Here is a 24,769-nt window from a genome sequence, read left to right on the forward strand (position 1 = left end):
GAATGGAATCCATGCCCACTCGACGTAATCCGTGGCTGGCCTTGGGTGCCCTGGTCGTCGGATTCTTCATGATCCTGCTCGATGTGACCATCGTGGCAGTCGCGAACCCGGCGATCATGACCGATCTGCACGCCGATATCTCCAACGTCATCTGGGTGACCAGCGCGTATCTGCTCACCTACGCGGTACCGCTGCTGATCACGGGACGGCTCGGGGACAGATTCGGTCCGAAGAACATCTATCTGATCGGCCTGGCGGTATTCACGCTGGCCTCGCTGTGGTGCGGGCTGTCCGGTGATATCGAAACCCTGATCGCGGCCCGCGCGGTGCAGGGGCTGGGCGCCGCGCTCATGACGCCGCAGACCATGGCGGTGATCACCCGCACCTTTCCGCCGGACGGCCGCGGCGCCGCGATGGGTCTGTGGGGCGCCGTCGCCGGCCTGGCGACGCTGATCGGCCCCATTCTGGGCGGGTTGCTGGTCGACGGGCTCGGCTGGGAATGGATTTTCATCGTCAACGTGCCGGTCGGGATCGTCGCGTTCGCGCTCGCGGTCTGGCTGGTGCCGTCCCTGCCGACTCATCGGCACAAGTTCGACCTGCTGGGGGTCGTGTTGAGCGCGGCCGGCATGTTCCTGCTGGTGTTCGGCATCCAGGAGGGCAACACCAACGACTGGTCGGCGACCATCTGGGTGATGATCGTCGCGGGACTCGTGGTGCTGGCGGTTTTCGTGGTGACCCAGGCCCGCAGGTCCGGGGAACCGCTGCTGCCGCTGAGCCTTTTCCGTGACCGCAATTTCTCGCTGTCGAATCTGGCGATCGCCAGTATGGGCGCCTCGGTGACCGCGGTGATGGTGCCGATCTACTTCTACTTGCAGGCCGTGCACGGTATGACCCCCACTCGTTCCGCGCTGGTCCTTGCGCCGATGGCGATCATCTCGGGTACAGCGGCGCCGGTGGTGGGCAAACTGTCGGGACGCTGGCATCCGCGCCTCATCCCGACCACCGGTTTCCTGTTGTTCGCCATCGCCACCGCCTGGATGGCGCTGGTGATGCGGAACCCGCATGCGAATATCACCTGGATGGTGCTCGCGGGTGCGGTTGCGGGCCTGTCCAACTCGTTCATCTGGGCACCGCTGGCCACCACCGCCACCCACAACCTGCCGATCCATCAGGCCGGGGCCGGTGCCGGGGTCTACAACACCACCCGCCAGGTGGGCTCGGTCCTCGGCAGTGCCGCGATCAGCGCCCTGGTGGCTGCCCGGATGAGTGCCGAGGGCCTGGGCGACCAGCCGGCAGGTGAAGGGATGGGCGCGGCGCAGGTACCCGAACAGGTGCGGGACGCGTTCAGCAGTGCGCTGAGCACCTCGACCTTCCTGCCCGCGGCGCTGCTACTGATCGGTGTGGTGGCCTCGGCATTGTTCATCCGTAACCCGGTGGGCCGGGCGTCGGGTCCGGCCGAGCCGGAGCCCGCGGATTCGGTCTCGCACTAGTGCGAGTCGGTGCCGGGCCAGCGCTGCAATGTATCGAGATACCGGCGGTGGATATCGGCTACTTCCCGGTTCAGAGTCTCCGGCTGCCAGCCGGCGGTATCGATCGGGTCGAGAACGGCCACCTCGATGGTCCCGGGCCGGACAACGGGCCCTTTGCGCCACATCGCGCGGCCGGCGTTACGGATGACGATCGGCACGATCGGCACCTCGGCCTGCATGGCGAGGTGGAATGCGCCCTTTTTGAAACTCTGCAACCGGGGCGTCGGCGAGATACGGCCTTCCGGAGCAATGGCGACCGACTTACCTGCGTCGAGTTCGGTTATCAGGGAACTCAGCGCCTGCTGGGCGCCGCCGGGCGTGGATCGGTCGATGAACAGCGAGTCGACGGCACGCAGGAGGCGGCCGAAGATCGGATAGCGCTCGGCCTTGTGGGTGACCACCGGTGTGAAGGAATCGCCCACGATATAGGGAACGATCAGGCTGTCGATCATGCTCTGGTGATTGAAGATGAACACCGCCGGACGGGTCGCCCGCGCGTTTCCTGCGTCCGTCACATGTACGCGCAGGCCCGCGCAGCGGAGCGCCGCGCCGGGTGCCCATCTGAGGATCCGTTTTCGCGTCGTGTGGCGGTCGCCGGGTGAGCACAGGAACGCTGCACCTGCGGCGCCGATCAGTGCGAGGGCCCCGAGCAGGGTGCGGGCGATATGGTAGGGGCTGCTGCGGCGGGGCTCGAACCGGAACACCGGCCAGCCGTTGCCGGTGGCGGCGACGGCGAGATCGCGGTCGGGATTCACCGCTGCCGGGTGGCCGGTCGCCCGCAGCATAGGAATATCGGCACCGCCGTTGGAATAACCGAAGCTGTTTCCGAGGTCGATATCGTGATCGACAGCGAACTTTTCGACGAGGTCGGCCTTGTGCCTGCCCCATACGAGCTCACCCGCGATCGCACCGGTGAACTTCTCGCCGGAAACCTCCGGTTCCGTGCACAGTAGATGATCGATCTCCAGTTCCCGGGCGAGCAGCCGGGTCTGCCACGGTGTCGCGGAAGTGACCAGAACCACGGTATGGCCTGCGCGATGGTGTGCGCGTACGAGTTCCCAAGCCTCCGGATAGAGATTGCGGGACAGGTAGTCGTCGCACAGCCGCTCTTCGACCGATACGAGATCTGCCACCGGCATACCGCGCCAGGTCTCGGAAATCATGCGCAGCAGACTTCCGCGGTGCGCGTCGGTCTTCAGTCCGGACAGTCCACGGAGCAGGACCTCGGTGTTGTTCCCGCCGGCCGGCCGCGTGGTGAGCGAGCGGCGGGGCCTGATCCCTTCGAACAGCGTGCCGTCGAAATCGAAGAAGGCGGCGGTATGCGGTCCATCGGGTGCTGCCTGTATTGCCTGAAGCATCGCCTGGACCGGTTCTCCCATGGTGTTCACACCGGTCATTGTTGCGAGACAAGCAATTCGGCGCCGCCGGTTCCGGCCGGGTGCCGGATCTGCCGCGTTCGAGGCCCGCCGGGACCGGCCACGGCGACCCGCGGTACGGTGCGCACGAGTCCGTCCCGGAGGTTGCCGACTCCGATTCCTTCGGTAGCGCAATGGGAAACGGCGTATGCGTCCCGGATTCCCTCGAAGATCCGGTTCGGATCGGTGTCGTGGAAGCGGATCGGGTTCATCCACGGTAGCGGGGCGATGCTCAGTACGTGCGGGCCCGGCCCGTCCGATGCGAAGCCGAGCCGGAACAACCGTTCTCGATCGCCTCGGCGACGTCGTATCGCCGCGAGATAAGCCGGGCCCAGGCCGTCTCGCAGCCGCTCGAGGTAGCGCGCGTAGGCGCGGTTCGCCAGGGTTACCCCGGCGGCGTGATTCGAGATCCCGGTGTCGGTGCGCCGGAAACGTCGGGTTCCGAGGGCGAGGACGTGAGTACAGCCGTCCGCGAGGGCCAGCCGGAACTGCGGCGGCGCCAGCAGAGCGCCGTCCACCAGCCGGCGCCCGTCGATATGCGATTCACCCCGCACCGCCAACGGTGGTCGTGCTCCCGCCCGGAGGAAGGCTTTCAATTCTTCCTCGGAAGCGAAGTCACGGGCAGCGTACGTTTCGCGGGCGTCGAGATCGGTGGTGAGCACCACCAAACTCGCCTGCGATCCGACGGCCGCACCGTAGTGCAGCGGCTTTTTCGAGCCGAGGACCTCTTCGAAGACGTAGTCGAGATCCAGGGCCGGGCGCCCGCGTAGTGGCCCCGAGTACCGTATCAACCGCCCACGGGAGAGATCCTCGTAGTAGATCGACAACGGGTACCAGCAGGTGCCGGTGGGCTGGGAAAGGAAATACGCGGCATTGATCGCGCCCGCGGAACACCCGTAGACGATATCGAACGCATCCCTGAATCCTGCGTCCTCGAGCTGAGCGCACATGGCCGCGGATATCGCGCCGCGCATTCCGCCGCCCGCGACGGTCAACGCGACCTTGGCGGAATCGCGGCGATTGCCCGGTGTACTTCCGGAGTCCCGCCGCCGGCGCAGTATTTCGAGAACCGGGTGATCGGGATTCCAGTACTTTTCGATTCTCCCACCGGAAGGCTCGGCCGGGGCATGGCCGGTCACAGTATGCAGCCCGCCGCTGCTGCCGGCGACAGCTGGTGGACAGCGATACGGATACTCACCCGCGGCCTGTTGCGCATACTCGACTTCCGGTTCCGTTCCGACCCCGCCCGCCGACGAATTCTTGCGCACACCAGAGAAATTCGCATCCAGAGTGATCGTCTTTTACGCTCCGCTGAGATCGCCGGACGATCGCCGCATGCCGGGAACGCGCACGGCCCCCACCCGCTGAATCGCCGATCGGGGCCGTGGCCGGGGTGGGTTCGTCAGCTGTAGATTTTCTCCACCTCGTCGGCGTACTGCTTCATCACCACGGAGCGCTTCAGCGACATCTTCGGGGTGAGTTCACCGGTTTCCTGGGTCCAGTCCACGTTGAGGATATTGATCTTCTTGATCTGCTCGGCCTTGGAGACCTTCTTGTTGGTCTCGGCGACCGCGGCCTCCACCTCGGCGATCAGCATCGGGGTCTCGACCAGCTTCGCGATATCGACATCGGCGGCGATATTGTTGCGTTCCTTCCAGCCCGGCAGAGCCTCCGGGTCCAGGGTGATCAGCGCGCCGATGAACGGTTTACCGTCGCCGACCACCATCACCTGGCTGATCAGTGGATGGGCGCGCAGCGAATCCTCGAGGACGGCGGGGGAGACGTTCTTACCGCCGGCAGTGACGATGATTTCCTTCTTGCGTCCGGTGATGGTGACGAAACCGTCCGCGTCGATCGCCCCGAGGTCGCCGGTTTTGAACCAGCCGTCCTCGAACGCGTCGGCGGTGGCATCGTCGTTGCCCCAGTATCCGTCGAACACCACGGAGCCGCGCAGCAGCAGTTCACCGTCGTCGGCGATTTTGGCGGCATGTCCCTCGATCGGGCGGCCGACCGAGCCCACGCGGATATGTTCCGGGGTGTTGACCGTGATGGCGGCCGTTGTCTCGGTGAGGCCGTAGCCCTCGTAGATGGTGACGCCGATACCGCGGAAGAAATGTCCCAGCCGGGCGCCGAGGGGCCCGCCGCCGGAGACCGCCGCCTGGCAGTTGCCGCCGAGTGCGGCCCGCAGCTTGCCGTAGACGAGCTTGTCGAACAGGGCGCGCTGGGCCTGCAGCCGCAGTCCGGGTTTGCCCTTTTCCAGGGCTTCGCTGTAGGCGATCGCGGTGGCTGCGGCGGCGTCGAAGATCTTGCCCTTGCCCTCGTCGTGCGCCTTCTGCTTGGCCGCGTTGTACACCTTCTCGAAAACGCGCGGTACCGAGAGCACGAAGTCGGGCCGGTGTTCGGCGAACTGCGCGACCAGCGTGCTCCAGTCGGAGGTGTGCGCGACGGTGACCTTGGCGTCGAAGGCGGCCAGCCCCACGGCGCGAGCGAAGACATGCGCCAGCGGCAGGAACATCAGCGTCTTCTTACCGGGCGAGAGGAAAGAGGCCAGCGCGATCCGGTCGGACCGGGATTCGGCCCACAGGTTGGCATGGGTCAGCATGACGCCCTTGGGCCGCCCGGTGGTGCCCGAGGTGTAGATCAGCGTAGCCGGGGAGGCAGCGGTCACCTGGGCGCGGCGGTCGTGCACGGCCTGGTCGTCGAGTTCGGCGCCGCGTTCGATGAGGGTGTCGATCGCGCCCGAGTCGATCTGCAGGGTTTCGCGCAGTTGCGGCAGTTCGGACGGGTCGATCTCGGCGATCACGCCGCGGTGCTTGTCGTTCTCCACGATCAGCAGCACGGTGGCCGAATCCTGCAGGATCCAGCGGGCCTGCTCGGCCGCCGAGCTGTCGTAGATGGCCACGGTGCAGCCACCGGCCGCCCAGATGGCGAAGTCGAGCAGGGCCCACTCGTAGCGGGTGGCGGCCATGATGGCGACCCGGTCGCCCAGTTCGATACCGGAGGCGATCAGTCCCTTCGCGACGTCGGTGACCGCTTTCGCGAACTCCTCCGCCCGCACATCGCGCCAGCCGCCCCGGCCGTCGGGGACGTTGAACATGACCGCGGCGGGGGATTCCTTCGCGTGCCGGAACACGGCATCGGAATTGTTCGCGTCCTCCGGGATGGTGTAGGAAGCCGGGGCTTCGAACTCGCGCATCGTTGCCTTTCCCTCTGTGCTTACTGGTCGGTAATTTACGCCACCGGCAGTGTGCGATGGCGGGCCACCCGTGAATGCGCAGAGTTCACATGGCGGCCGGGCTCACGAGTCCTGATCAGTTCATCCTATGTCGCTCGCGGGTTGCTCATCCATGGCGTGCCGCAGAAAGCCGGCCATTTCGCCCAGTACGGTGGCCGCCGGGCCGACCAGGCCGGCCTGTAACTGGGCGACATGCCAGAGCCCGCGGCTCTCGGTGAACTCCACCCCGACCCCGGCCGCACGCAGCGCGGCGGTGAGGTCGACACACTGCGGGTGCAGCAGTTCATCGATATCGGCCTGGATGTAGACCGGGGGTAGCCCGGCGAGCACGCCGTGCAGCGGAGCGTAGCCAGGATCGTGGCAATCGCCGCCGCCCAGATAGGCCGCGGCGCACGCCCGCGACCAGGGGCCGTTGACCACGAGATCGCGCGGGCGTTCGGACAGCTCGTTCGGATCCACCCAGGGGGCGATCAGGCCGAGGGCTGCGGGGGTATACCCGTGCCGGGCGATGAGCCGCTGGGCCAGGGCCAGGGAGAGACCGCCGCCCGCCGAATCACCGGCGATCGCGATCCGGTCCGGCCGGTAGCCGTACTCGGTGACCAGTTCGAGAAAGGCGGCCTCGGCGTCGTCGAGCGCCGCGGGATAGGGATGCTCGGGCGCCAGCCGGTAGTCGATCGCGTAGACCGGCAGTTCCGTCGCGGCGGCCAGGCGGCCGTTGAGCGAGCGATGGGTGGCCAGTGAGCCGACGGTATAACCGCCGCCGTGCAGGTAGAGCACGGCGGCGGGGTCGGTCGTGGCCGGCGTGCGCGGGGCGAGCCGTTCGGCCGGGCGTCCACCCAGCCGTAATTTCTCCACCCGCACACTCGCGGGTACCGGCTGCAGGATCGAGGCGGCGTCGATCAGAGCGCGCTGCACCCGGAACGGCAGCCGGTGGTCGAACGACAATCGGTACAGCGGGCCCATGAACGCCCGGATCAACGGCAGCGGGAGGGCGATATCTCGCATATCGGTCTATCTCCCGGTCAGGGCAGGAATCGGCGTTCGACGGCGACCGCGATGCGCTGGTAACCGGAGGCGGCCGTACGGACGAACAGATCCAGCAGTTTGGCTTCCCAGCCGATCAGTACCCGGCCCCGGCCCTTACGCACACCGTCGACAATGGTTTCGGCCGCCATTTCCGGGCTGTGGATGGCGAGGTATTTGTCGAATTTCGAGCTGGCGTCCGCGCCGTCGATATCGTCGCTGTAGGTGGCGTTCCGTGCCACAGCGGTCTTGATACCACCGGGATGGACACAGGTGACCTTGACCGGTGCCTTCTCCACCAGCATCTCCTGGCGCAGCGCCTCGGTGAATCCGCGGACCGCGAATTTGGCCGAGTTGTAGGCGGCCTGCCCGGGGACGGCGATCAGGCCGAACAGACTGGAAACGTTCACCACGTGCCCGTCCCCGGATTCCAGGAGATAGGGCAGGAACGCCTTGGTCCCGTTCACCACACCCCAGAAATCGACGTCCATGATGCGTTCGATGTCTTTGAAATCGGTTTTCACGATATCGCCGTGGTGGGCGATACCGGCGTTGTTGTAGATCTGGTGCACGACACCGAAATGCTGTTTCACCGCGTCGGCGTACAGCAGGACGGCCTCGCGTTCGGCGACATCGAGCCGGTCCGATTTCACCTCGGCGCCGAGCTGTTCACAGCGGCGCACGGTTTCGGCGAGGCCCTCGGTATCGATATCGGAGAGCGCCAGCTTCGCACCGCGACGCGCCAGGTTCACGGCCAGCGCGCGGCCGATACCGGACCCGGCACCGGTGATGACACAGACCTTGTTGCGGAAATAAGCTTCGTTGCTCACTGTGCAGTCACTACTTTCAGATCGGGGCGGGCGGGGGCGTCGGCCGCCGTGGTCGTATCGTAGGCGGCGATATCGAATTTCCTTGTGATCCGCCGGAATTCGAAGGTGAAGTCCGGCCACAACGTGGTGTTGTTACCGTGCTTGTCCAGGTACCAGCTGGCGCATCCGCCGGTGTTCCAGACGCTCTTGGCGAGTTTGCGCTGCAGGTCCGCGTTGAAAGCGTCCTGTGCGGCGCGGCGGACCTCGACGGTGCGCAGGTTACGGCGTTCGAAGGTCGCCAGCGCGTCGGCGATGTAGTTGATCTGCGATTCGATCATGTACACCATCGAGGTGTGGCCGAGCCCGACATTCGGGCCGAGCAGGAAGAACAGGTTCGGGTAGTTGGCGATCGCCGAACCCTTGTAACCCTGCTGGCCGATCTCTTCGAAGACCTCCGAGAGGCTGCGGCCGTCGCGGCCGAAAATGGTCTGGTAGGTGGGGGAATCGGTGACGTGGAACCCGGTCGCGACCACGATCGCGTCCACCTCGCGTTCGGTCCCGTCCTTGGTGACGATGGAATTCGCGCGGATCTCGCCGATACCGTCGGTGACCACATCGACATTGTCGCGATCCAGCGCCGGGTAGTACTCGTTGGAGATCAGCATGCGCTTGCAGCCGATCCGGTAGTCCGGGGTGACCTTCTTGCGCAATTCGGGATCGCGGATCTCGAACTGCAGTTTGGCCTTGGACAGCGCCTCGAACCCGCGCATCAGTGCCGGGAATTTCGCCAGGCCCACCACCTGGGTTTCGCGCATGGCGTAGATGGCGGCCCGGGACAGCCGCTGGGCACCGGGAATGTGTTTGAAGGCCAGCCGCTCCGGCAAGGTGTAGGGCCGGTCCAGCCGGGGGAGCAGCCACGGTGCGGTGCGCTGGTAGACGTCGAGGTGCGCGACCTTCTCGGCGATGGCCGGGACGATCTGGATGGCCGAGGCGCCGGTGCCGATGACGGCGACGCGTTTACCGGTGAGGTCGGAATCGTGATTCCACCGCGCCGAGTGGAAGATCTCGCCCTCGAAGCTGTTGATGCCCTTGATATCGGGCAGATTGGGTTCGCACAGCGCGCCGACCGCGGAGACCACGGTATCGGCGGTGAAATCGCCCTTGCTGGAGGTGATCTCCCAGCGGGCGGTGTCGGCGTTCCAGCGAGCGCTGGTGACATCGCAGTCGAAGATGTGCTTATCGCGCACGTTGTACTTCTCGGCGACACCCTGGATATAGGCCTGGATCTCGCCCTGCCGGGAGAACGAGCGTGACCAGTCGGGGTTCAGCGCGAAGGAGTAGGAGTACAGGTGCGAGGGCACATCGCAGGCGGCGCCCGGGTAGGTGTTGTCCCGCCAGGTGCCGCCGACATCGCTGCCGCGTTCCAGCACCAGGAAATCGTCCCGGCCCTGCTGGGTCAGCCGGATGGCGAGGCCGAGGCCGGCGAAACCGCTGCCGATGATGATCGTCCGCAGGTGGCGGACTGTGCGGTTGGCGACAGCTTTGTCTGTAACCTTGCGACTCATGTACCCAGACTAGAACTCTATTGAGCCGGAGTCAACAGTATTGAGCAGCGTTCAGTAGGATGGACGGAGTGAGTATCAGCCAGGGAGAAACCGCCAAACGCGTCCGCCTGAGCCCGGACGAGCGGCGGGCACAGCTGATCACCCTCGGTGTCAAAATGCTCGGCGAACGGGCCATCGAGGATATTTCGGTTAGTGAAATCGCAGCTCAGGCGGGTATTTCTCGCGGGTTGCTGTTCCACTATTTTCCGACGAAGCAGGACTTTCAACTGGCCGTAGTGCAGCAGGCGAATGCGGAACTGCTGGTACGAGTCGTACCGGATCCCAGCCTGGGCCTCGCCGAGATGCTGCGTGATTCGGTGAGCCGCTATATCGATTACGTCAGCGAGAACCGCACCTCGTACCTGGCGTTGTTGCGTGGCCCCACCAGTTCCGATCCCGCGCTGGCGGACATGGTGTCGCAAACCCGGCGAGCGATCGTCGACATCATTCTCTCCGAGGTACCACTGTCCGATCAGGAACGCGAAGATCCCCGCCTGCTGCTGTCGGTGCGCGGTTGGGTCGCATTCACCGAGGAAACCACGCTGTCCTGGCTCAGCGCGGAAACCATTGCGCGAGATGAACTGATCGACCTGCTGGTGGAGTCGTTGCTGGCGTTGTCTACGGCGGTCAACCCGGCCCTCGCCGCCGCCCTCCGGTCCTGAGTCGGTCACCGGGTCGACCGGTGACCTCCCCGTTTCAGGTCCGTCGGCCTGCCGCCGGTGTCCGCGCGACAGCCCAGAAATCCGCGTACCGGCCACCCCGGCGCAGCAGTTCGTCGTGGCTGCCGTCCTCCACGATCCGGCCGCGTTCGAGAAAGACGACACGGTCGGCCCGCTGAACCGTATGCAACCGGTGCGCGACCATAACGACCGTCCGGCCCGCCATCAGCCGTTCGATTCCCTCGTGCACCGCCGCCTCGTTCACCGGATCCAGTGCCGAGCTCACCTCGTCGAGCAGCACGATCGGCGCGTCCTTGAGCAGGGCCCGAGCGATCGAGACCCGCTGCCGTTCCCCGCCGGACAGCAGGGCGCCGCCCTCGCCGACATTCGTGTTCCAGCCGTCGGGGAGCCGGTCGACCACCTCGTCCAGCTGAGCCGCGGCCGCCGCCGCCCGAACCTGTGCGTCCGTGGCATCCGGCCGGCCGAGGCGGATGTTCTCCTCGATCGTGCCGTCGAAGAGATACACATGCTGGAAGACGAAGGAGATCTGCGATATCAGGTTTTCGGTGCCGATCGCGCGGATATCCACGCCACCCATCCGCACGGCTCCCGCGTCCACATCGTAGAAACGCGCGATCAGTTGCAGCAGCGTGCTCTTACCCGCGCCGGATGGCCCGACGATCGCCAGTCGCCGGCCCTGCGGTACCGACAGCGAGAGATCGTCGACGACCCTGCGGCCGTCGTGCGCGAAGGTCACGGATTCGAACGTGAGGTCGTGGCGCGCCGGCTGGACCGGGTCGGCCGGTTCCGGCAGCGGTGGGGTGCGCAGCAGGGCGTCGAGCCGGGTCAGTTCGGCGCGTGCCGCACGCAACTGGCCGCCGAGTTCGGCGAGGGACAGCAGCGGTTCGGTGCACCGCGCCGCCAGTACCAGTACTGCGAGCAATTCCGCCGCGCCGATATCGCCGCCCAGCGCCAGATACGCGCCCAGAGCCAGCAGCGCGGTGAAAGTGATCTGTACGACGAGTGTCAGGCCGGCCACGCCGGTCAGCGCGGACAGGGTACTGCGCCGGGCCGCTCGTTCCACCCCGCGCAACGCGTCGTCGAGCATCCGGAAACGTTCGGTGGTCCGGCCGCCCGCGCGGAGCACCGGCTGGGCCTGGAGATATTCGACAACCCGCCCGGCGGCCTCCTGATCGCGGGCGTGGCGTTCGGCATCACCGGCGGCCATGGCGCGACCGGACCGGATCTGGATCGCCACCACGATCGGCACGGCAGCCAGTGCGGCCAGGCCCAGTCGCCAATCGAAGACGAGCATGACACCGACGACGGTCAACGGCGTGACGGTGGCCGAGACGAGCGGGGCCAGCTGATGGGCGATCACACTCATCGCCTGGAGTACCCCGCGACCGGCGAGCACCGAGATTTCGCCGATCCGGTCGGCGGTGTACCAGCCGATGGGCAACCGGGCCAGATGGTCGCCCAGCCGGTGGTACACGCCGCGCAACAGCGTGGTCCCGGCGCGGAAGCCGGACAGATCGCTGAGATAGCGCAGCAGCGCGTACCCGGCGACGGCCACGCCGAACGCGACCAGCGGTGCCCGTGCGGCGGCCGGCTCCTCGCCGAACAGGGCTCGCAGCACCGGCACCAGCAGTGCGTAGGACATTCCTTCCGCGACAGCGGTGATGGTCATCAGGACAATGGTGCGGCGCACCGGCCGGGCGTAGGAATGGCCCAATACCCGTAACAGCATGCGGATCATATGATTTCGTGGCGCGGAACCCAGCCCGTCAGGGCCGGACGGGGCGCGTCGAGTCCGAGCTCGCCGCTGTCGCGCCGTCCTCCTCTCGAATGTCTACGTCCTGGGGTGTGCCGCTGCCCCGGCGCGACTGCCAGAAGGCGGCGAACTCGCCGCCGGCGGCCAGCAGTTCGGTGGGCCGGCCGGAAGCGGCGATCTGCCCGTTGCGCAGCAGCACGACCGTGTCGGCGTCGGCGACCGTCTCCCAGCGGTGGGCTATGACAACGGTTGTCCGGTCACCGGCCGTGGCGGACAGGGCGGTGCGAACAGCCTGTTCGGTCTGCGGGTCGGCGAAGGAGGTCGCCTCGTCGAGGACGAGCACGGGGGTCTCGGCGAGCAGGGCGCGGGCGATCGAGACCCGCTGTGCCTCACCGCCGGACAGCCCCGCATCCACGCCGATCACCGAGTCGTATCCGCGCGGTAGTTCCAGGATCCGGTCGTGGATATTCGCCAGCCGCGCCGCCCGGACCACTGCGGCGCGGTCGGCACGGGGGACCGCCAGGGCGATGTTCTCGGCGATCGACGCACGCAGCAGCCGCACGTCCTGGAAGACGAAGGACACCGTGCGGTAGAGGTCACGGTCGGCGATCTCGCGCAGATCCACACCTCCCACCCGGACCGATCCGGACACCGGGTCGAAGAATCGGGGCAGCAACTGTACGAGCGTGGACTTTCCGCTGCCGGACGGGCCGACGATCGCGGTGACAGTGCCCGGTTCGAGCGTCAGGTCGATACCGCGCAGTACTTCGTGCCCGGTGTCGTAACCGAATCGGACATCACGTAGTTCCACCCGGTGTCCCCGTGGCATGACCGGGCGGGCCGGTTGCGGGAGCGATGGTTCGGCGAGCACGTTCCCGATGCGGTCCACCGCGCGCCGTGCAGTCTGCATATCGTCGAAGCCGTGTCCCAGGGCCGCCACCGGTGCCGTCAAACCCAGTCCGAGCAGCAGGAACGGTAGTAGATCGGCGGGTGCCATACTACCGTTCGCGATCAGCGCCGCCCCGCCGGTCAACACCACCAGCAGCACGAACGGTGGCGATGTCGCCACTTGCATCGTGGCGCCGAGCGGTGCCAGGCCTCGCACCATCCGCAGGAAGATATCGGCGAACTCGTCGGCGGCGGTGCGGAAACGGCGATGCGCGCGCCCGGACTCCCCGAACGTCTTCACCACCGCGATACCCTGCACGAATTCCACCACCGAATCCGCGATCCGTCCCATCGCAGCATCGAATGCCCGCTGTTCGCGCAGCCGGGCCGGTGTCATCATGAGCGGCACCACCGCCAGCGCGAGTGCCACCGGGATCAGGGTGATCAAGGTGAGCCGCCAGTCGACGGTGAACAGGTAGATCAGCGATACCAGTGGCACCACGAACGCCGAGACGAGTTCGCCCGGAGTATGCGCGATGAACGGGTGCACCGCGCTTACGTCCTCGCCGACCACCTTGGCCAGTTCACCGGTCCGGCGGCGGGAGAACCAGCCGAGCGGTAACCGCCCCAGCCGCTCGGCGAGCAACCGGCGAAACGCCAGTTGCACCCGGGTGTCGACCAGATGCCCGATACCCGTCGACGCGCCGGTGAACAGCAGTTGCGCGAACAATCCGAGCGCACCCGCGACCACGACGAACCAGATACGTCCTTCATCGACCGGGCCGGGCGACAACAGGGTGCGCCCCAGTTCGACGACCGCCAGCAGCGGCGCGAGACCCGCTACCGCACCCACGATCTGCAGCACGACCACCGCGGCGAAACTCCACAGGTGAGCGCGCAGCACGCCGGCGATGCCGTGCCGCGCCGAGGTATCCACCGCGGTCCCGGACAGCTGAACCGGCTCGGTGAGTTCCGTGGTGGTCATCGCCGAACCTGCCTTCCGGGCGCCGGTGCGGTCGTGCGCCGCTCGCCGGCCAACCGGTGGCGAAGATGATCGAGTATTTCGGCGCGGGCCCGCCGGGCGGCCGGGACAGCGCCCGGCAGGCTCAGGAAGGCGTGTGTCGCTTCGGGATACCGGGTCAGCGTCACCTCGACCCCGGCGCAGCGCAGGCGGTCGGCGTAGGCCGCGGACTGGTCCTCGAGCGGGTCCAGACCCGCGGCGAGGATATGCGCCGGTGCCACCCCCTTCAGTCCTTCGCTGTACATCGGGGAGATCGTCCGGCGATCGAAATGCTCGGGGACCGCGAGACGCGGCAGCGCGCGGCATTCGGCCGGCGACGCCGTCGGGCTCTCCGCGTTCTCCGTGAACGAGGGGTACTCGAAGGCGCGATCGGTCCAGTCGAACAGGGGATTGATCAGCACCTGGGCGCGCAGACCGGGGCCGAATTCGACGGACCGGATCGCGATGAGAGCGGCGAGCGTGGCGCCCGCACTCGACCCGAGCAGTGCAATCCGGTCGCGATCCGCACCCCAGCCGGCCGCGAGCTCGGCCAGCCGGGGGACGGCGTCGTAGGCGTCCTGCACCGGCGCGGGCACCGGGTATTCGGGCGCCAGCCGGTAGTCGAGCGAGATCACCACGGCCGGGCAGTGCGCGGCCAGATGGGCGAGCAGCCAATCGTCCTGTTCCGGGAAGCCACTGATGAGACCGCCACCGTGGAAGGCGATCACCAGCGGTAGGGGTGGGCCCTCCCGCTTCGGCCGGTATACCCGGAGTTTCAGTCGACGGCCGGGCAGATCGATTGTGTCGCCGGTGATCCGGGCCGCGCGATCGGGTCGGCCGGTGAGGGGTCGCAACAGCACCGACCCCCGCAATCGGTTCTGCGCCGCCCGGAATGCGACGAACTGCTCCGGGGTGACCGAATCCCAGTCCGGGGCCGGTCGCAGCTTGGTCAGGATACGCATTCGCAGTGGAACTCTGCCTCGCATGATTATGCCTTTCGTACCGAACCGCGTTCGGTCCCCGGCGGGGTCGATCGCGGAGTACCTCGATGGTGGTGCCGGCCGGGTGGGTTGCGCTTCGGGCAGCGGGAGTCGCTGTCTACGTGAAATCGCGTACCGGTCGAGCCGTCGGATACTGCGGTGGTCGTAGTCGTCCGGGTCGGCGGATACCAGCAGCGAATACGTGAATACTTGTACCGCAACTTCTCGGCTGCATTCGTTGTCGTAACCACCTGCGCGGGAACAAACCTCGTCCGTGCCGGGCGAGCAAGGCGAGTCCGCGCCCTGCGAGGTGCGGGCACACCATTGCCGCTACGGGCGGCGTACGCGATTTGTCAGGAGTGCCGGGACGGCAGCTACTGCTGCGGCGGCCTACGGAGCCGAATCACACAACCCGGTCTGGTACGCGATCACCACCAACTGTGCGCGGTCCCGGGCGCCCAGTTTCACCATGGCACGGCTGACATGGGTGCGGGCGGTGGCCGGGCTGAGGAACAGGGCGGCGCCGATCTCGTCGTTGCTCATACCCTGGCCCACCAGCGCCAGAACCTCGCGCTCCCGATCGGTGAGCACCCCCAGCCGATCCTCCGCCGACCGTGCGGCCCGGCGCTGTGCGGTGAACTGGCCGATGAGGCGGCGGGTTATACGGGGCGCGAGCAGTGCGTCACCGGCGGCGATGACCCGGATGGCGTGCAGGAGTTCGGCGGGCCCCGCGTCTTTGAGCAGGAACCCGCTGGCGCCTGCCTGGAGTGCCTCGAAGACGTTGTCGTCGGTGTCGTAGGTGGTGAGGATCAGTACCCGGACCTGCTCCAGCCCGGCGGTTTCGGCGATCCGGCCGGTGGCGCGGATCCCGTCCAGGACCGGCATCCGGATATCCATGAGCACGACATCGGGGCGGGTGCTGCGGGCCAGTTCGACGGCTTCCGCGCCGTTGGTGGCTTCCCCGACCACCGTGATGTCGTCTTCCAGGTCCAGCAGGACCTTGAAACCCGAACGCACCAGCCGTTCGTCGTCGGCGAGCAGAACCTTGATCGGCGGTGTGGGGTTCACAGACGCGCCCCCGCCGGAACGAGCGGCAGACTGGCGGTGACCTCGAATCCGCCGCCGGGGCGCGGTTTCGCGTCGAGTTCGCCGCCGAGCAGCCGGCAGCGTTCGCGCATCCCGATGATCCCGCGACCCGATGCCGAACCGCTGTGCCCGGAGGCGGGCGCGCGGCGTCCTTCGTCGGTTACTCGAATGTGCAGGGCGTCGACCACGGGTTCCAGTGTCACCGTCACCCGGGTCGGACCGGCATGGCGGATCACATTGGTGATGGATTCCTGCACGATGCGGTAGGCTGCGCTGCCCACCGCGCTCGGCAGCGCCGGCACCGGTTCGGGCTGTACGACGGCGATATCGAGCCCGGCCTCGCGGGCCTTGCCGGTGAGCTCGTGGATCTGGTCGAGCCCGGGCGACGGTTCGCGGTCACCGCCGTCGCGGAGTACGCCGAGGATGGCGCGCATTTCGTGCAGGGCACGGGAACTGGTCTGTTCGATGGTGTGCAGCGCTTCCCGGGCCTGTTCCGGGCGCCGGTCGAGCACATGCGCGGTGACCCCGGCCTGCACGTTGATGATCGCGATGGCATGGGCGACCGTATCGTGCACCTCGCGGGCGATCCGCAGCCGTTCGGCGTCGACCCGCGCCCGGGTCTCTTCGTCACGCGAGCGTTCTGCCAGCTCCGCGCGCTCTTGCGCATCCGCGGCCATCACCTGGCGGGAACGCGCGGATTCGCCGAGCATGGTGGCGATCACTGCCCCGCCGATCCGGAAGAACACCCAGCCGATCGCCGATACCGGCTCCACATCGGCACCGGCGATCACCCAGCCGACCGACAGTATCGCGATCCCCGCGCCCGCGATCCGCAGTGATCGGCGCCCGTCGCCGTATGCGGCCACGGCGTACAGGGCGACGAAAAGACCGAGGTAGGACGCTCGATCGGGAAAGTCGAAGGAGAAATAGATCAGGCTGGCCACACCGGTGATCGCGAAAACCGCGACGGGCCGTCTCCGGCGCGCGACCACGGCCACACCGCTCACGATCAGCAGGACGTATCCGATTCCCGACACCGGCGTCGATGCCGGCTCGAGCGGAACCGGAACCATCGCACTGAGCACCTGGATCACCGTGACGGACAACGCCAGCGCGATATCCGGGAACCACGTCGGCCGCCGCGCAATCCGGGCAGACAGCTCTCGAGACACCGCCCGCTGATCCATACCGTGACAGTACGTGACCGCGGTCGGCTCGTGCTCCCCTTCGGGGCGTCACCTGTTACGGCGAGTGACGTACCCGATCGCACCCGGCCTACGCGTACCGACGTAGGTGGCGGCACCGTGGGAGACCTGCCGTGGCAGAGGTTGACCTTGACGCTGGGTAAACCTCGCACCATGGTTGTCATGACCAGCGGACCCGAAGACATCCAGGCGCGCGGCGGGCAGCACCCCGACCGGGAACACTGCTCGATCGACCACGACGGCGTCACCGTTTCGGTATCCCGTGGCGGCTCCGGGCGACCCGTCGTTTTCTGTCCCGGCCTGTACTCCACGCAGACCGGGTTGCAGGTTCTGATCGACCTGCTGCGGCGCGACCACGATGTGGTGACCTTCGACCTTGGTGGGCACGGTCTCAGCTCGGTCGCCCCGCGGTACTCGTTCGCCGGGTTCCTCGGGGATCTGAGCGCGGTCATGGAGGCAGTGCGGATCTTCGATCCGGCGCCCGTGCTCGTGGGCTATTCACTCGGCGCCGACCTGGTCGTGCACTATGCCAGTGAGCATCCCGGGGCCGTGGCCGGGCTGGTGCTCATCGACGGAGCGAACCCGATACCCGAACCGTTCCTGCCCACCGCCGATGTGCGCGAGTTCCGGGCAATGTGGGAGAACTCGGTGGACGCGGCGGCAGACGGCGCCCACCGGGTATTGCTCACCGCAGAGCAGGTACTCGAACTGAACCTGGAACTCGATGTGATCCGAACCGGCCCGCTTCTCGACCGGTACCGCGATATCGGCGTTCCGGTAAGCATGATCATGTCGACCGCGATGGCCGGTGCCGGTGCCGACGAGCGGACCCGGTGGCGCAACCGGAACTGGCGTGCCGGAATCGACCGACTCGCCCGCGCGCGGCCGGATATCACCACTACCTGGCTGGATGCCGATCACCAGCTGGTGCTCACCCACGCGACCGAAATCGCTCGGAAAGTCGCGGACCGCGTCGGCCGCCCGCCGGGTCCGGGAGACTGAACCGATGCTGACCATCGGCGAACTGGCGTCCTATGCCGGGGTTACGGTGCGCGCGGTGCGGCACTACCACGCCAAAGGGCTGCTGCCGGAACCGGAACGCGACCACTCCGGCTACCGGCGATACGACGCCGGCGCGGTGATCGAACTGATCAAGATCCGGACCCTCGCCGAGGCCGGAGTACCGCTGGTGCGGGTGCAGGAACTGCTGCGCGCCGGCGAGTCGGAATTCGCGGCGGCCGTTGCCGAGATCGACCGGCGGCTGCGCGCGGAGATCCGGGAACGGCAGCGGCGCCGGGACCGCATCGCCCGCCTCACCAGCGGCGACGGCCTGGTGTTGCCGCCGGAGGTGATCGGATTCCTCGACCGGCTCCGGTCGCTCGGGGTCGACGAGCGGATCGTGCGCTTCGAACGCGACGGCTGGATCCCGCTGGTAGCGCATTCCTCCGAGCGGATACCGGAGTGGATCGCCCGCAAACAACAGCAACTCGACGACCCCCGGCTCATCGATTTCTACCGCACCCTCGGCCGCGCCCTCGACCTGCCCGGCGACGATCCAGCGCTCACCGAACTCGCCGATTCCATGGCCGCCTACATCACCGAACTGGCCGACGAACTGGGCGAGGACCATCTCGACGACACCGAGATCGACCCGCCGTTCGCCGAACTGCTCGACACCCTGGCATTCGATACCGTGCCCGCGGCGCGCCGGCTGATCGAACTACTCCGGAAACGCGGCTGGACCGGGTGGACCAAACTGGGTCGTGTGGATCCGGCGGACCGTCCGGGGTGGGTCGTCGTCGGCCTCGGTCAGGAGCCCGCGCCGTCGGCCGAGCTCTGATCCGGCGTCTCAGGCGCTGGACGCGGCCCGCGAGCGGCGGGCGATCAGAGCGCTGTACAAGTACCACCAGGTCCGGGCATTCGTAGGGTCGAGACCGGTGAGGTCGCCGATTCGCTGCATTCGGTAATCGACGGTGTTCGGGTGGACGTTCAGCTGCCGGGCGGCCCGGGTGCGGTTGCGGTTGGTGTCGATGTAGATCTGCAACGTCTGCAACAGTTCGGGGTGGTCGTCGAGCGGATCGAGCAGCCGGCCGAGGCGGGTGCGGCCCGCTCCGGGGCGGGTCAGCTGGTATTCCAGCGCCAATTCGGTGAAGCGATGGACTCGGGCCGCCAGCCCGAGCTGTTCGACGATATCGAGTAGTTCGTGTGCCTGCCGGGTGGCGTCCGGTACATCCGCGGCCGCGGCGATGACGACGGTGGCGGTGATGTCCACATATGTTGCGGCGGAGAGATTGTCGACGAGGTCGTCGATTTCCGCATCGGTGCACGAATCGGCGGGGACGAGGATGGTGCCGCCGTCCACCGAGAGCAGTGGCAGTGCCTGCCGGTCCAGCCGGGTGGCCAGTGCGGACTGCAGTCTGCGCAGTTTACGGCGGGCCACGACCTGCCGGTCCAAGCGCGGATCGTGCTCGTCGGGGTGCGCCGGTACGGCCAGGGCGAGGACGAAATACCGTTCCGCGATAGGCACACTCGCGTCTCGGGTCATGGCGGTGGCGGTATGCCCGCCGAGCAGGGCCGAGGTCACCGTGTGCACCTCGGTGTGATGCTCGGCGGCCGCGCTCTTGAGCTCGCGGACATAGGTTTTGCTGACCGTGGAGGTGATCAGGGCGAGCAATTCGACCGAAGCGGTGATCACGGTCGCGATATCGGTACCGGGGACCCGGCCGGCTCGCGGAATCAACAGGTCCAGGCCGGCTTTCAGGCCGTGATGGGCGGCGTGCAGTACGGTGCCGATCGCGACGCCGTTGCGGGCCCAGCCGCCGGCGGCGGATCGGAGCCGATCGAGGCGCGGCGGCGGGCACTCGCCCCGCAGACGCTGGATCAACCAGCGCAGGCAGACCCGCACCACCGCGGTGACCTCACCGCGCAGCACGGTGTCCGGCACGGTCGGTCCGAGCGTTCCGGACCGGGCGAGCCCGGCCACCACCTCGCGTGCCAATCGGTGCACATCGGGTGCCGGTGGTGCGGGGATATGTTTGCCCGCATCGGGTTCGTGGTGAAGGGTGCGCTCGACAATCACCGGGGACCTCCTCGTCACCGCAGATCGAAATACCCCACGGCGCGAGGGCCGGGAGCGAACCCGGCGCCGCGGACCCGTTACGGTGTGGCGGGGTTTCCGGTTCTGAGCACACGGTAATCTGAGCTATCGCTCACCTTCTACTCCGCTTTCGACATCGGCGGACATCGTAGAAAATCGCTTTCACCTGCTGAAATGTGTACCGTAGATGCCGGTATCGCGGGCGATGCGGAGCAAACCACGGATACCGCTCACTTTTCGAGCGGATCTCAGGCGGCCGGTCGCCGCTCGATCTCGGACTCGATCCAGCGGCCTATCATCCGCGCGGTCATCTTGACGGCTGCCAGCCGTTGCCCGTCGTCGACCTCGATGGCGGACGCCCGCAGAACCGCCGCGAACATCGTATTGATCAGGACGAAGGTCATCGTGTCGTATTCGTGATCGTCACCGGGGCCGAGCAGCTGGATCAGCATCACCTTGACGAGGATGCGCAGGCGCGGCTCGAATTCCGGTAAGCCGCTGCTGTAGAACTGGACTCCCGCCACCAGCGCCCGGACCAGCGGTGCGTTGGCCACCAGTTCATCGGTGATGATCTCCAGGAGTCCGGCGACGAGCTTCTCCGGCGATTCCTGCGACATACCGACCAATCGCTGGGTGATGCGCTGCTCGATGGTCTCGAGCAGCCGCTCCAGCAACTCGTCGACGATGACAGCCCGATCGGTGAAATAGCGGTAGACGGTGCCGATACTTACCCCGGCCTCCGCCGCGATCCGATTCGTCGAGGTGTCGGCTATACCGCGTTCGCCGAAGAGCCGGGCGGCGGTGTCGAGAATATGCTCGCGGGTCGCCCGCGCGCGCTCCTGGGTCGGGCGCCTACGCCGGCCGGCTTTCGCGGGCACCGCATCCTCCTGTTCCTGCGCAAAGACGAGCTTTGCTCAGCTTAGTGCGAACACGAAGTCCCGGATCGAGAAAACCGTCTGCTCTCGGCGTGCGGTTCCCGGAAGCCGGACCGGGCCCACCGGGAGCGCGGTAGTGCCTCGCGTATCGATCCCGTCGACTGTAGTGTGACCGCCGTTACCCCCCAGCGGTCCATGGAGGTGCGGATGGCAACGGGTCGGGTTCCCCACGGGCGGCTTGTCCGGGGCAGCGCTCTGGGCCGGCTGGCCGCAGGCCAAGCCCTCCGTGAGGCCGGAACCAAGGTCGCGATGCTGGGCCGGCCGGAACAGGCGCGGCGCGCCCTCGCCGAACGATCCACCCTGCAGGCGGCCCAGCAGATGGTCACGGTGCTGGGCGGTATGAAGGGCGCGGCGATGAAACTCGGGCAGATGCTGTCGGTCCTCGATATCGACCTGGTGCCGGAATCGCACCGCGAACTGTTCCGGGCCAAACTCGCCGAACTGCGTGATCGTGCACCGGAATTCCCTTTTTCGGCGATGCGCACCGTTATCGAGCACGATCTCGGCCGCCTTTCGGAGGTCTTCGCCGATTTCGACGAGACACCGATCGCTGCCGCGTCGATCGGGCAGGTCTACCGTGCCCGGCTGCGTGACGGTCGCATCGTGGCGGTCAAGGTGAAATACCCCGGCGTCGACGAGGCCGTGCACGCCGATATGCGCAATCTGAAACTGTTCGGCAAAATCTGGAAAGCCGCGCTGCCCAGTGCCGCCGACGCGGGCGTACTCGACGAGATCGCCCGCAATATCGGCGGTGAACTCGACTATCCGCGTGAAGCGCGTAACCAGCGCCGCGTCGCGCAACGTTACCGCGGGCATCCCTTCGTCACCGTTCCCGATTGCGTCGACGAGTACTGCGGACCCAACGTCCTGGTCACCGAGTTCGTGGACGGGCAGCCGTTCGACGCCCTGCGCGCTCTGCCCGACGACGACCGGTCCCGGCTCGGCGAGTTGATCTATCGCTTCTACATCAACTCGCTGTTCACCGACTACGAATTCTGCGGCGACCCGCACCCCGGGAACATGATGCTCGCCGCGGACGGCCGGCTGGCCTTCGTCGATTTCGGTCTCTACCACCGGATGGATCCGGTACACGCCGATTTCGAACGCGACTGCCTGCGCGCCGCCGGGCAGATGCGCGGCGCGGACCTCTACGACGCCTGGGTCGGCCGCGGGATCATCGACCCCGAGGCCGGGGTCACCGTGGATGAATGCCTGAACTACGTCTGGGCGGCCGCGGGCTGGCATCTGCTCGACGACGAGGTCACCATCACCCCCGAACTCGCCACGGGGGCGGTGGTTCTCGCGATGGATCCCCGGGCGACCGAATTCCGCGGTATGCACCAGCAGTCGCTGCCGCCCGAGCACGTCTTCTCCCGCCGCGCGGACCTGTTCACCTTCGCGGTACTCGGCCAGCTGGTCACCACGAACAACTGGCACCGGATCGCCCGGGAATGGCTGGAGGGCGCAGCCCCCGCCACCGAGATCGGACGGGCGATCGCGGGCTGGCGGGCCGCCGGCTGAGACGGGAGTCGGAGCCGGCTCAGCGCAGGGCGGCGGCGAGGGCGGCGATCTGGTCGGCCGGTGGGTCGTAGCCGGGGAAGTAGCAGCACACCCGGTCGGTTACGTCGGCGAAGCGGCGGGTGATCTCGGCCGCGCACTCTTCGGGAGTGCCCCGTACCGCGAGGGCGTCGACCATGGGATCGGAAATACGGTCGAACATTTTCATGATGTCGCCGGATTTGGAGAGGGCGTTGAGTTCCGGCTGGAGATCGCCCCAGCCCTCGACATCGAGCACGGGGCGGTAGGCCGGTGTCGAACCGTAGAACGCGAGCAAGCCGCGCACACCGGTGCAGGCAGCCGTCAGCTCGTCCGCCGAGCGGCCCATCGCGACGATCACCTGCGGGTACAGCGGGAATTCCGTGCGGCCCGCCCGTTTCATGCCCTCCGCTACCGCGGGTAGCGTACGTTCCCGGAAATGGCGGTGGCTGTGGAAGGGCATCACCAGCAACCCGTCCGCGACCTCGGCCGCGGTGCGGGTCATCACCGGGCCCAGCGCGCCCAGCAGCACCGGCGGCGCGCCGTACGGGTTGGGGCCGGGGACGAAAGTCGGCGGCATCAGGGTGTGCCGGGTGTACTCGCCCCGGAAATCGAGCGGGGTGCCGTCCTGCCAGGACGTCAGGATCGACCGCACGGCCAGTACGATCTCCCGCATCCGCGCCGCCGGAGCGGACCAGGTCGTGCCGTAGCGTTTCTCGATATGGGGCCGGATCTGCGAACCGAGCCCGAGCCGGAACCGTCCACGCGACATGAGCTGCAGATCCCAGGCGGCATGCGCCAGATGCATCGGACTGCGCGGCATCGCGATCGCGACATTGGTCATCAGGTCGGTATCCACCCGGCCGGCCACCGCCGCCAGCGGCAGCAGAACGTCGTGCGGGCCTTCGAAGGTGAACAATCCGGCGGCACCGGCCTCGACGAGGGTGCGGGCGCGTTCCTCACAACGGTCCGGGCGTGCGTCCAACTGGAGATCGAGCAGCATCAGCCCATCCAAGTGCATCATGCCGCCAGCCGCTGCCGAACGTGGAACAGGCGCGGACGGGCAGGCATATGGCGGAGGTACCATAACCATATGGCGCTCAAGAAGACAACGGTCATGGTCGATGAGAAGGACCTCGAGACAATCAAGGAGGCGGCGGCTCGGCAGGGTCGCCCGGAGGCGGAGTACTTCCGCGAGGCATTCCACATCGCTGCACTGCGGGCCCGCCGATGGGAGGACGAGTGGGATATCCCAGTGCTCGACCTCGGCCATCCGATTGCCGCCGTAGAGGTCGATGAAGTCGTCCACGAAGCCATCACCGACGCCGACGACCGTCGATGATCCTGATCGGTGACACCTCTGGGCTGATTGCTGCATTCAACCCGTCCGATCCGGAACATGCCGCGGCTCGTCGGGTACTGCAACAAGCTGGTTCGACGGTTGTATCGCCGTTGGTTCTGCTCGAGATCGAGCATGTGATCACTCGGAATCTGAACCGGGATCTCGCCTACGGTGTGAATGATTGGCTGCTCGCGCAAGAGAACACCGGCCGCGTCGAGGTCGGTGCGGTATCGGCAGAATTGCTTCGGACGGCACGCCTTGTTCAGCGTCATTACCGAGATTTGCGCTTGGATCTCACCGATGCAGTGAATGTGGCACTGGCGGAACGGTACGAAACCTCGGACATCTTGACGCTGGATCGCCGCGACTTCCGGGCGGTTGCGCCCTTGACATGCCATAAAGGGTTCCGGGTGCTGCCGGACGATTACTGACCCGGAATACAGTCGGACGGCTGCCGTCTATCGGACCGAACCCCCTCGGAGCTCCGTGCCGGCGCGGCGCCAGGCCTGAAACGCGCGACGCCGGGGGGCCCCCCCCACCCGCCGGGGGGGGGGCCCGCGGGGGGGGGGGGGGGGGGGGCGGGGGGGGGGGGCCCCCGCCACGAGTAAAAGGACCGCGGCCCCCCCGGGGCGCAGAGAGGGCCCCCAGGGCG

At 67.2% G+C, this 24,769-nt stretch carries 21 protein-coding genes; 7 read left to right on the forward strand and 14 right to left on the reverse strand.

What is annotated here, in order from left to right; all coding sequences use genetic code 11:
* The first annotated feature begins 11 nt into the window (after positions 1-11).
* Entirely contained in the window at positions 12-1,490 is a 1,479-nt protein-coding gene (locus tag QH195_RS26455) for a DHA2 family efflux MFS transporter permease subunit (RefSeq protein WP_280437394.1), read from the forward strand.
* Here the strand turns inward: QH195_RS26455 and QH195_RS26460 are convergent.
* The 6 genes from QH195_RS26460 to QH195_RS26485 all read right to left on the reverse strand — a co-directional run bounded on the left by QH195_RS26460 (position 1,487) and on the right by QH195_RS26485 (position 9,576).
* Positions 1,487-2,908 carry an HAD-IB family hydrolase gene (locus tag QH195_RS26460; protein ID WP_280437409.1) on the reverse strand — a complete coding sequence of 474 codons (1,422 nt, stop codon included), beginning with the start codon at positions 2,906-2,908 and terminating at the stop codon, positions 1,487-1,489. The genes QH195_RS26455 and QH195_RS26460 overlap by 4 nt on opposite strands.
* Positions 2,909-2,922: 14 nt before the next feature.
* Complete coding sequence (locus tag QH195_RS26465; protein ID WP_280437395.1) at positions 2,923-4,212, reverse strand: patatin-like phospholipase family protein; 1,290 nt, start codon at positions 4,210-4,212, stop codon at positions 2,923-2,925.
* Between the two features lie 134 nt (positions 4,213-4,346).
* A complete protein-coding gene (locus QH195_RS26470) occupies positions 4,347-6,140 on the reverse strand; it encodes an AMP-dependent synthetase/ligase (protein WP_280437396.1) in 1,794 nt (597 codons plus the stop codon).
* A 120-nt stretch (positions 6,141-6,260) separates the two neighbouring features.
* Entirely contained in the window at positions 6,261-7,184 is a 924-nt protein-coding gene (locus QH195_RS26475; RefSeq protein WP_280421336.1) for an alpha/beta hydrolase, read from the reverse strand.
* Positions 7,185-7,201: 17 nt separating this feature from the next.
* Positions 7,202-8,032: an SDR family NAD(P)-dependent oxidoreductase gene (locus tag QH195_RS26480; RefSeq protein ID WP_280421337.1), complete on the reverse strand. Its 831-nt coding sequence runs from the start codon at positions 8,030-8,032 to the stop codon at positions 7,202-7,204.
* A complete protein-coding gene (locus QH195_RS26485) occupies positions 8,029-9,576 on the reverse strand; it encodes a flavin-containing monooxygenase (protein ID WP_280437397.1) in 1,548 nt (515 codons plus the stop codon). Before QH195_RS26485 ends, QH195_RS26480 begins: the two co-directional genes overlap by 4 nt.
* Before the next feature lie 59 nt (positions 9,577-9,635).
* On the opposite strand from QH195_RS26485, the gene QH195_RS26490 reads away from it, so the two are divergent.
* Positions 9,636-10,277 carry a TetR/AcrR family transcriptional regulator gene (locus tag QH195_RS26490; protein WP_280437398.1) on the forward strand — a complete coding sequence of 214 codons (642 nt, stop codon included), beginning with the start codon at positions 9,636-9,638 and terminating at the stop codon, positions 10,275-10,277.
* Between the two features lie 34 nt (positions 10,278-10,311).
* Here the strand turns inward: QH195_RS26490 and QH195_RS26495 are convergent, their stop codons facing one another.
* The 5 genes from QH195_RS26495 to QH195_RS26515 all read right to left on the reverse strand — a co-directional run bounded on the left by QH195_RS26495 (position 10,312) and on the right by QH195_RS26515 (position 17,189).
* Positions 10,312-12,033: an ABC transporter ATP-binding protein gene (locus QH195_RS26495; protein ID WP_280437399.1), complete on the reverse strand. Its 1,722-nt coding sequence runs from the start codon at positions 12,031-12,033 to the stop codon at positions 10,312-10,314.
* A gap of 28 nt (positions 12,034-12,061) precedes the next feature.
* Entirely contained in the window at positions 12,062-13,921 is a 1,860-nt protein-coding gene (locus QH195_RS26500) for an ABC transporter ATP-binding protein (protein WP_280437400.1), read from the reverse strand.
* A complete protein-coding gene (locus QH195_RS26505; RefSeq protein WP_280437401.1) occupies positions 13,918-14,898 on the reverse strand; it encodes an alpha/beta hydrolase in 981 nt (326 codons plus the stop codon). The genes QH195_RS26500 and QH195_RS26505 overlap by 4 nt, the downstream gene beginning before the upstream one ends.
* 408 nt (positions 14,899-15,306) lie before the next feature.
* Complete coding sequence (locus QH195_RS26510; protein ID WP_280421343.1) at positions 15,307-15,984, reverse strand: response regulator transcription factor; 678 nt, start codon at positions 15,982-15,984, stop codon at positions 15,307-15,309.
* A complete protein-coding gene (locus tag QH195_RS26515; protein WP_280437402.1) occupies positions 15,981-17,189 on the reverse strand; it encodes a sensor histidine kinase in 1,209 nt (402 codons plus the stop codon). Before QH195_RS26515 ends, QH195_RS26510 begins: the two co-directional genes overlap by 4 nt.
* 180 nt (positions 17,190-17,369) lie before the next feature.
* Here QH195_RS26515 and QH195_RS26520 point away from each other — a divergent pair, with 180 nt between their 5' ends.
* Together QH195_RS26520 and QH195_RS26525 are read left to right on the forward strand one after the other, a co-directional pair.
* Complete coding sequence (locus tag QH195_RS26520; RefSeq protein WP_280437403.1) at positions 17,370-18,209, forward strand: alpha/beta fold hydrolase; 840 nt, start codon at positions 17,370-17,372, stop codon at positions 18,207-18,209.
* Positions 18,210-18,213: 4 nt separating this feature from the next.
* Positions 18,214-19,047 carry a MerR family transcriptional regulator gene (locus QH195_RS26525; protein ID WP_280437404.1) on the forward strand — a complete coding sequence of 278 codons (834 nt, stop codon included), beginning with the start codon at positions 18,214-18,216 and terminating at the stop codon, positions 19,045-19,047.
* A 9-nt stretch (positions 19,048-19,056) separates the two neighbouring features.
* On the opposite strand, the gene QH195_RS26530 is transcribed toward QH195_RS26525, so the two are convergent.
* Together QH195_RS26530 and QH195_RS26535 are read right to left on the reverse strand one after the other, a co-directional pair.
* On the reverse strand, positions 19,057-20,286 hold the full coding sequence (locus QH195_RS26530) for a PucR family transcriptional regulator (protein WP_280437405.1): 1,230 nt from the start codon (positions 20,284-20,286) through the stop codon (positions 19,057-19,059).
* Between the two features lie 266 nt (positions 20,287-20,552).
* Complete coding sequence (locus QH195_RS26535) at positions 20,553-21,182, reverse strand: TetR/AcrR family transcriptional regulator (protein ID WP_280437406.1); 630 nt, start codon at positions 21,180-21,182, stop codon at positions 20,553-20,555.
* A gap of 204 nt (positions 21,183-21,386) precedes the next feature.
* On the opposite strand from QH195_RS26535, the gene QH195_RS26540 reads away from it, so the two are divergent.
* Positions 21,387-22,760: an ABC1 kinase family protein gene (locus tag QH195_RS26540; protein WP_280421164.1), complete on the forward strand. Its 1,374-nt coding sequence runs from the start codon at positions 21,387-21,389 to the stop codon at positions 22,758-22,760.
* 19 nt (positions 22,761-22,779) lie between these two features.
* On the opposite strand, the gene QH195_RS26545 is transcribed toward QH195_RS26540, so the two are convergent.
* Complete coding sequence (locus QH195_RS26545) at positions 22,780-23,778, reverse strand: TIGR03617 family F420-dependent LLM class oxidoreductase (RefSeq protein WP_280437410.1); 999 nt, start codon at positions 23,776-23,778, stop codon at positions 22,780-22,782.
* A gap of 90 nt (positions 23,779-23,868) precedes the next feature.
* On the opposite strand from QH195_RS26545, the gene QH195_RS26550 reads away from it, so the two are divergent.
* Positions 23,869-24,117, forward strand: coding sequence for a ribbon-helix-helix protein, CopG family (locus QH195_RS26550; RefSeq protein WP_280437407.1), 249 nt, complete (start codon positions 23,869-23,871; stop codon positions 24,115-24,117).
* Positions 24,114-24,548: a type II toxin-antitoxin system VapC family toxin gene (locus tag QH195_RS26555; RefSeq protein WP_280421166.1), complete on the forward strand. Its 435-nt coding sequence runs from the start codon at positions 24,114-24,116 to the stop codon at positions 24,546-24,548. The genes QH195_RS26550 and QH195_RS26555 overlap by 4 nt, the downstream gene beginning before the upstream one ends.
* The last annotated feature ends 221 nt before the right edge of the window (positions 24,549-24,769 follow it).

Source organism: Nocardia carnea, assembly GCF_029868855.1.
Lineage (GTDB): Bacteria > Actinomycetota > Actinomycetes > Mycobacteriales > Mycobacteriaceae > Nocardia > Nocardia carnea_A.

Coding starts and splice junctions, on each gene's coding strand:
- QH195_RS26455 (WP_280437394.1), top strand. CDS start 12: ATGCCCACTCGACGTAATCCGTGGCTGGCCTTGGGTGCCCTGGTCGTC.
- QH195_RS26460 (WP_280437409.1), bottom strand. CDS start 2,908: ATGGGAGAACCGGTCCAGGCGATGCTTCAGGCAATACAGGCAGCACCC.
- QH195_RS26470 (WP_280437396.1), bottom strand. CDS start 6,140: ATGCGCGAGTTCGAAGCCCCGGCTTCCTACACCATCCCGGAGGACGCG.
- QH195_RS26475 (WP_280421336.1), bottom strand. CDS start 7,184: ATGCGAGATATCGCCCTCCCGCTGCCGTTGATCCGGGCGTTCATGGGC.
- QH195_RS26485 (WP_280437397.1), bottom strand. CDS start 9,576: ATGAGTCGCAAGGTTACAGACAAAGCTGTCGCCAACCGCACAGTCCGC.
- QH195_RS26490 (WP_280437398.1), top strand. CDS start 9,636: ATGGACGGAGTGAGTATCAGCCAGGGAGAAACCGCCAAACGCGTCCGC.
- QH195_RS26495 (WP_280437399.1), bottom strand. CDS start 12,033: ATGATCCGCATGCTGTTACGGGTATTGGGCCATTCCTACGCCCGGCCG.
- QH195_RS26500 (WP_280437400.1), bottom strand. CDS start 13,921: ATGACCACCACGGAACTCACCGAGCCGGTTCAGCTGTCCGGGACCGCG.
- QH195_RS26505 (WP_280437401.1), bottom strand. CDS start 14,898: ATGCGTATCCTGACCAAGCTGCGACCGGCCCCGGACTGGGATTCGGTC.
- QH195_RS26515 (WP_280437402.1), bottom strand. CDS start 17,189: ATGGATCAGCGGGCGGTGTCTCGAGAGCTGTCTGCCCGGATTGCGCGG.
- QH195_RS26520 (WP_280437403.1), top strand. CDS start 17,370: ATGACCAGCGGACCCGAAGACATCCAGGCGCGCGGCGGGCAGCACCCC.
- QH195_RS26525 (WP_280437404.1), top strand. CDS start 18,214: ATGCTGACCATCGGCGAACTGGCGTCCTATGCCGGGGTTACGGTGCGC.
- QH195_RS26540 (WP_280421164.1), top strand. CDS start 21,387: ATGGCAACGGGTCGGGTTCCCCACGGGCGGCTTGTCCGGGGCAGCGCT.
- QH195_RS26545 (WP_280437410.1), bottom strand. CDS start 23,778: ATGCTGCTCGATCTCCAGTTGGACGCACGCCCGGACCGTTGTGAGGAA.
- QH195_RS26550 (WP_280437407.1), top strand. CDS start 23,869: ATGGCGCTCAAGAAGACAACGGTCATGGTCGATGAGAAGGACCTCGAG.
- QH195_RS26555 (WP_280421166.1), top strand. CDS start 24,114: ATGATCCTGATCGGTGACACCTCTGGGCTGATTGCTGCATTCAACCCG.